9 protein-coding genes are annotated in these 6000 nt (G+C 41.3%); all 9 read right to left on the bottom strand.

The features are described from left to right. Window positions 1-103: 103 nt before the first annotated feature. The 9 genes from FNW02_RS30930 to FNW02_RS30885 all read right to left on the bottom strand — a co-directional run bounded on the left by FNW02_RS30930 (window position 104) and on the right by FNW02_RS30885 (window position 5871). Window positions 104-928, bottom strand: coding sequence for a hypothetical protein (locus FNW02_RS30930; protein WP_191761274.1), 825 nt, complete (start codon window positions 926-928; stop codon window positions 104-106). Further along, window positions 910-1125, bottom strand: coding sequence for a hypothetical protein (locus FNW02_RS30925; RefSeq protein WP_191761273.1), 216 nt, complete (start codon window positions 1123-1125; stop codon window positions 910-912). The genes FNW02_RS30930 and FNW02_RS30925 overlap by 19 nt, the downstream gene beginning before the upstream one ends. A gap of 57 nt (window positions 1126-1182) precedes the next feature. After that, complete coding sequence (locus FNW02_RS30920; RefSeq protein WP_191761272.1) at window positions 1183-1569, bottom strand: four helix bundle protein; 387 nt, start codon at window positions 1567-1569, stop codon at window positions 1183-1185. 65 nt (window positions 1570-1634) lie between these two features. Then, window positions 1635-2306, bottom strand: a complete 672-nt coding sequence (locus FNW02_RS30915) for a hypothetical protein (RefSeq protein WP_191761271.1) — start codon at window positions 2304-2306, stop codon at window positions 1635-1637. A 9-nt stretch (window positions 2307-2315) separates the two neighbouring features. Continuing rightward, entirely contained in the window at window positions 2316-2714 is a 399-nt protein-coding gene (locus FNW02_RS30910; protein WP_191761270.1) for a hypothetical protein, read from the bottom strand. Continuing rightward, the gene (locus FNW02_RS30905) at window positions 2657-3307 is read right to left on the bottom strand and encodes a hypothetical protein (protein ID WP_191761269.1); all 651 of its coding nucleotides are present in this window, start codon (window positions 3305-3307) and stop codon (window positions 2657-2659) included. Before FNW02_RS30905 ends, FNW02_RS30910 begins: the two co-directional genes overlap by 58 nt. Then, window positions 3270-3794 (bottom strand): hypothetical protein, encoded by a 525-nt coding sequence (locus tag FNW02_RS30900; RefSeq protein ID WP_191761268.1) that lies wholly within the window; start codon window positions 3792-3794, stop codon window positions 3270-3272. Before FNW02_RS30900 ends, FNW02_RS30905 begins: the two co-directional genes overlap by 38 nt. Window positions 3795-3887: 93 nt before the next feature. Beyond that, on the bottom strand, window positions 3888-4703 hold the full coding sequence (locus tag FNW02_RS30895; protein WP_191761267.1) for a hypothetical protein: 816 nt from the start codon (window positions 4701-4703) through the stop codon (window positions 3888-3890). Window positions 4704-5625: 922 nt separating this feature from the next. Continuing rightward, complete coding sequence (locus tag FNW02_RS30885; RefSeq protein ID WP_191761265.1) at window positions 5626-5871, bottom strand: hypothetical protein; 246 nt, start codon at window positions 5869-5871, stop codon at window positions 5626-5628. Window positions 5872-6000 lie beyond the last annotated feature (129 nt).

Genomic DNA, 6000 nt, shown 5'->3' with positions numbered 1-6000 from the left:
ACCATTTGCTCGACACCTTTATTTCAACGTTAGGACTCTCGCCGACTATAATTAAATCCCATCCTAACTACCAAAACCTACGGTCTTACGGCGTTATTACCGCCTAATTTTGTCCGGAGTATTGATAAATGTAAAAAGGTAAATCACTTTTCTCACTTATCCCTAACGCCAATTTAGTTGCTGCTTTGAGTTTAGGTAGAGAATTAAAATCCTCTGTTTTTACCGAAAAAATTAACCTTTCGTAACTTGGCGCTTTGTCCACTCGTAAACACTCAGTTTGAAGTCCGACAACTGTTGCCGCCTTTTTTAATCCCTCAATCTTTAATGAATTTGTAACTGTGGTCGCATTTACGCTATTGGTCGGAGTGACATTTACAACCTCAGTATTAGCACTTTTAAGCGCCTGCTGTGTTTGCTGTGCCTGCAATTCCAACTGTCGTTGATGAATTTGGGCTTGCAGTTTAGCCTGCTCCAGTTGCATTTCTGCTTCAGATGTTGCTAGCAGAACATTGCCCAGGCTTTCCCCGTTCTGAATCATGCCCAAAGCCATACGACTAACTGCCCCATTCTGTCCAGTAACCGTCAAAACTTCACTGAACAGAGGTGCTGTCTGCTGGAGTAATTTCAGTTGCCTTTCTGTTTCCTTGTCTGCATCTGCTGTAGAGCGTTTGCGCTCGGCTGCTGATGAAAGATACTGTAACTGCTCAGTAGCCTGAGTATCTTTCATGGCGGCAAGCATATCTTCTTCTCGCTCTTTATCCTCGTAGTGTTTTTGCAGCTTCCGCAATTCCAACCCCGCATAACTGGAGAGTGCGATCGCTGTAATATTAGCAGGTGTAAACAGTTTTATGTCTTTGGGGTTAGACGTTAACACTAACACTAGAGCAGCTAACCCACTGCCCCCGATTCTTAACCAAGGAAATAACATTTGCCCCATCCAAAAGCTAATCCAACAGCGATGATTTGTAACAGCATCGAGTTACTATTTTTCCCCTGGGAGTAAATAATTACTGCGGCTACTCCTACAACTAAGGCATTGTAGGGCAACAAACTAATTAATTGAGCGATCGCAGTAGCAATAATAAACCCGCACATCCAGATTAGAATCTTACAAATTTGTGACATATTTAAAGAGGCAGGGGGCAGGGGGCAGGGAGCAGGGGGAAAAGAGATGATTGATAATTAGCGTTTTATCAGCCAGGGATGCGGGTTATTAATTATGGTTACCAAAATACTCAAAACTCGATTGTAATTTCCATACAGTTCTCTGCCTGTATTAACATCCATATAACTGCATTTAACCGTGAATTTTATCCAAGTTTGAGTTTCTGCTGCCTCAGCTTCACTGTCATTTAATTTGGCAATAAAAGCAGCTTCATAACGGCGTTTTCTCCACGCCTCTGCAAGATTTGCACAAACAGAACGAGATGAGCGACGAATCTGATCAGTTAAAGAATATCGCTCCTCAACAGGAAAATTTTTTGAGAGTTCAAATATTTTCATAGCTGTATCAAATGCTATTTTGTATGCTTCCAAGTCTTCGTGACTTTTAATAGGTTGCTTTTCCATTATTCGTACCAAAAGCCTTCATTTATCTATTTGTTTCTATTCTCCCTGCTCCCTGCCCCCTGCCCTCACTCCTTCCTAATTCGTTGTGTAATTCCTGGTGTTCCCGAATATCGGGCATTTCTAAGCTCTTGGAACCGAGTAACCAAATTGCTAGTTTGTTCTTCGTAAGGAGTTGGTTCTTTCTTAGTTTTTTCAGCTTGTAGTTTCTCTTGCTTCTTAGCTTTACCTTCTGAATACTGTGAAGCAATCTTGCCTAAGCTAATTTCCAAGTCATCTTGGACTCCTGCTAGGGCTGAACGAGAACCACCAACTATTTGTCTGAATTTTGATTCGAGATTAGCAAGAGACACCCCTAAGTTCTTTTCCATCTGTGCAAGAGTAACCCTGGCCTCGCCAACGTTTTCAGCAACAGATGCTTGTTTCTCTCTGTTTTTGATCAGGGCCTTCAAATAACGAGATATCAGGGCATCATACTCAGTCCAATTTTTGAGTTGGATTTCTGCGCCCTTAGCGTTTTCCGCCGCTAAGGCTATATGCTCGTCTGTAAGGTCGCCAAAAGTTCTGACATTCACAGGCAACATATCAGCAATCCGCTGGGCATTCTCCCAGACTGCTGACTCCAAACCAAAATGGGAATCTTTAAAGACTAGAGCTTTACTGACATCGCCGTTTAAGTCAGAAAGATTCAATCCTTCATTTTTGGGCGGTTCCGGTTGCGGCTTTAATGTTTTAGGCATAGCTATCTCCTACACGTGTATTAGTGATTTGCAAGGTTTGTAATTTACAAACACATCATCTTCAAACTTGATCCACTCACCATTTACTGGACGGAACCAACGTATATTATTCTCTAGCTTGATTTGCAGGTTAATCTCAGGAAACTCAAAAACGTTATCCCTCTCAACTACTCTGGTTAAATCCACATCGCGGTCAATCTGCATCCCTGCGCTCAATGTCACTCCTGCTTTTTTGTATTGTTGCCAATAGTAGGAAAACTCTTTTTCATCTAGGAAGTTGATGTTAATTCGGGGTATGCAGGCTTCAAATAAAATTGCAAAAATTCCCAGTGGTTCGTAATGAATTTTGGCTATTCCAAGATTGTTTTCGTAGCACCAGTAGGCTCTGTGGAAGTAGGCTGTTTGCAAAACTTTTTCTCCAACTTTTTAATTAACATCTTTGCTAGTGACTGCCAAACCAATGACCAAGCGCGTCCATTTCGCATCCTCAATTGAGCAGCTAAAATGTCTGATTGCGACGGGATGATACTGCCATATCGCTCCAGGTTGTTAATCGCTTGCTGGAAGCTCACAACTTCATCCTCGGTCGCCGTCAGATCCGGAGCAACAGCTGCGGTTAATCTTTCCATCACCCCGCTAAGTGTTGCAGACTCCGACTTTATCCTCTGCAATTCCTCACTCATTGCATCTATCGCAGCTAAATTTGAATCCGCGATCGCTGCTTGAAATTCCATCAACTGGGTTTCAATTTGTCGTTGTACTTCTTCGCTGATGATTTGGGTAATTTCAGCAAATCCTCGCCCCTGATTTACTGTGTCGATAAACTCAATTACTTCAGGGGAGAGAGAAGAGGCAGGGGAAGCAGGGGAGGCAGGGGAGGAATTGGGAGAAAGAAAATTATTATAGAATAGCTCCTCTTCTACCCCTGCTTCTCTTCTCCCCCTGCCCCCCTTGCTTTCTTCTTCAGGCGATGCAAGGTATGCACTCGAATTGTCCATCATCTAAATCCTTCCACTCCAATTTCACGCCTACACGGGCTGCTAGCCCGTTTATAGTCTGCTTCATCGTTTCAAAGGGCAAATAGTCGCAACTATCTATAAGTTGGGATAATTCAACATCTATAAAGTGTTGTTGGGTTGCGGCTAATTGTTGGGCCTTTTTTTTCGCCATCTTGGCTCTTGCTTGCTGTTTGCCTTCTAAGCGCGCTATTTCAACAGCCTCTAACCTAGCTAATTCTAATGCTTCTGTGATTTGGCGTTCTTTGTCCTTGTGTTCGAGAATAAACTCTCTGTCTCGCACCAATCTTTGAATAATTGCCATCCTTAAATCAAAGTCAAAAGCAATCTCCAACTCCTCAATAGCCTGTCCTGATGCTTGTCCTTGATGAGTAATGCTCTCTGGCTTTTTGCTTCTGGTAAGGCTTTTACTCTGGGTCTGTACTGATGTTGACTCTGTTGAGTGTACTATTTCAGAACTCTTACGTGTCATATTTTTCTCCCTAGCAATAGTTACAATATTCTCCGCACAACACAAAATTAACCGTGAAGGCTAGAAAGTTGTTGAATCCGTCCAATAGTCTAATCACGCACACCTCTTTTGTGATGCTATTTCTTTCCACTCTTGCAACTCTGACACCGAATAATGCTTTCTTTGGCTAAAATCTCCCCACTTATACAAAGTGCGAATCGAAATTTTATAGCCACACATCGCCAAATATCTAGCTAAATCTTTCCCCAAGCACCCTCTCATCCGCCAAGAGTGCCACATCTTGGCGCTAGATGCTGTTTCCATTGTCATCGCCCGACGTGACCAATCTTTCATCATGGTTATTAGACGATTGATTGAGGGAAACTTTTTTGTGGGATTGTCATGCCTCCAACAAGCCATATACGTCAACAACGAGGCTTTCCCCTCATCTATAAACCGTTCATATTTCGGGATTCCCAAATACTGTTTCCAACTCGCCCAACAATTCCTGGATATCTCACGATTCATAATCCGGTCACAGCACTTTTTTACCTCACTTAACGCTATCTTGGGGGGTTGTTGTTTAACTTCATCCGCGACAAAAGCCTCACCGGAGTTTACCTGATTACAGTACTTGTCAAACACCTCCTCCAATTTGTATTCATTGGCTTGGAAATAATCTCTCAAACTCCGATAAGTCACTTTGATACGTGGGTGATGCTTTCTTAAATTCGCCAAACACAACAGCATCTTTGTCTGCTCATGGGTATATTGACGAGCGCAGACTTTCTTACCCTGTGCATAACAGGCCCCCGCTAATCGCTCCCATTCGTACCATGTGCGATCGCTAATTTTGGCTCCCCGAATCTTCTGACATATATTTCTCAGATTGATTGATAGGCTTATCCAATCTTCTAATACTACTGGCATGGTTAAACGAGTGCAAAATCAAAGTGGCTGTCAAAATTGAAAGAGTAATTGCCATAACGGCTGTACAAAATTCTAACAAACCTGATGGATTTCTTTCTTCCTTTTCTATTGTTTCAGTTGTTCCATCAAAAGATGTTTTGGTGTATTTCTCTTTCTTGTACACATTGCGCTACATCCGTATAGATTAACACTTACATTTATTCGCCTAATACTACACTTGCTGCCTCTGTGGGAAAAAATGTACTTAATTTTCGGCACTTGAGAATCGAATTATCTACACTTCATTTGCTAACGTTCTGCTGAATCGTCTCCTGGTAAAGATTTCAGCTTTGTAGTATTACAGTAACACATTACTTGATGATTCTTGGCAATCTCTGACAAGCCTATTTTTCGGTAAAATCAGCAGAATGAATGTAGTCTGTCATTAAAGGCAAAAAGCTATTAAATGCTTGCACTGTAGTTGTATTAGGCTGTAATCACCAGGAAATTAGTAGTTCATTTTTTTGAGCAACTCGACGCATAAACTGGTTTTTGCTGTACTGAGCCTCTATGTATTTTTTGTAAGGTTGCTAGCCTGGCATCTACATCGACTCCATAGCTTTTAAATGTCTCGTCTAGTTGCTGGCGTGTCATTTGACAGAAGCGTGATTTGCTGTTTCTTCCATGTTTTAGACCCAGAAAAATCTGTAGCTCTAAAACTTGTTTAATCTCTGACCAACTTAGGTAAGCTTGTCCAAATAAGTTCAAAGTCTTCAGATATTTATTTATCGTGTCTTTCGATTGAATCCTTAATAAACCTCGGCATTCTTTAACGGTTAAATACTCCATTGGCTGGTCGAACTGTTGAACTATTTAAATAATAAAATACCCACGCTTGGTGGGCAATGTACTTTGTTGACAACTTTGTTGACAACTTTGTTGATTAAGTCAGTCCGAACAACTTATCTGGCTTTCTACCTTCTTTAAGCCATTGATTGTGTCGCATGGCTGCTAAGGTTTTTACTCTAGACGAAGGTTCGCGGTGAGTTACTTTTCCTTGACAAGCATAAGCAGCTAAGGTTCTAGACCCTATTTTGAGGTACTTTGAACCTTCCTCATAAGTCAAACCCCAGATTTGGCAAAAAACTAATGGGTCTAACTCTTCAATCATTTTGGTGTTTGGAGTCATATTAATAACTATAGTGGTTGAGAAAAATTGAGTCTTTGGCTAATGTTATTGCTTTAAGGCTTTACAGCAATATTAAACAAATCGTAATTCTATTACCATACTATACCGTACTAAGGTTTGCATCTATGA

It is taken from the genome of Komarekiella delphini-convector SJRDD-AB1 (assembly GCF_014831675.1).
Taxonomy (GTDB): Bacteria; Cyanobacteriota; Cyanobacteriia; order Cyanobacteriales; family Nostocaceae; genus Komarekiella.
Note: the sequence above shows the minus strand (reverse complement) of the source record. Positions and strands in the feature narration are given on the sequence as shown.